The sequence below is a fragment of the Pseudoalteromonas sp. S1650 genome (genome assembly GCF_005887195.1).
In the GTDB taxonomy this organism is placed as follows: domain Bacteria; phylum Pseudomonadota; class Gammaproteobacteria; order Enterobacterales; family Alteromonadaceae; genus Pseudoalteromonas; species Pseudoalteromonas simplex.
The window spans coordinates 1-581 of record NZ_PNDF01000130.1; the positions used below are offsets into that span (position 1 = coordinate 1).

Here is a 581-nt window from a genome sequence, read left to right on the forward strand (position 1 = left end):
CATAGTAAACTGCTGAGCAAACCCTTTTTGTAAAGCAATGCGAAGCGAGTCAAAATCTAGGACAGCATCAATTTGCGTTTGATCTATTACTTTCATCCTACCCCTCCAATTCGAACGGCTTAGGGGCCTGGGTTAATACTTCATAACCATTTTGAGTTATTAAAATATCGTCTTCTATTCGCACACCACCAAAATTCGGAATGTAAATACCAGGTTCAATCGTGATCACATTACCTGCCTCTAAAACATGACGGCAATTTTTATTAATAAAGGGCAACTCATGTAAAAACAAGCCAACTCCATGGCCCAACCCTTGCCCTGCCCATTTACCAAAACCAGAGTCATCGAGTACTTGCTGTGAGATGTTTTGTAAGTCTAGACAGTCAACACCTGCTTTGAGTAGGTTGATCGCTGCTTGCTGAGCATTGCTTACGCTTTGATAGATTGCTGATTGTTTCTTTGAAGCTTTACCAAGTACATAACTGCGAGTCATATCAGAACGGTAACCATTCACCACTGCGCCAAAATCAAGAGTAATAAAATCACCTTTAGATAGAGTTCGTTCACTCGGGCTGCCATGA

At 41.3% G+C, this 581-nt stretch carries 1 protein-coding gene; it reads right to left on the bottom strand.

Translation table 11 applies throughout. The annotated features are described in order from the left end of the window. Positions 1–97: 97 nt before the first annotated feature. Positions 98–581, bottom strand: a 484-nt coding sequence (locus CWB80_RS21820; protein ID WP_138686309.1) for a M24 family metallopeptidase, incomplete at its 5' end; no start/stop codon positions are given.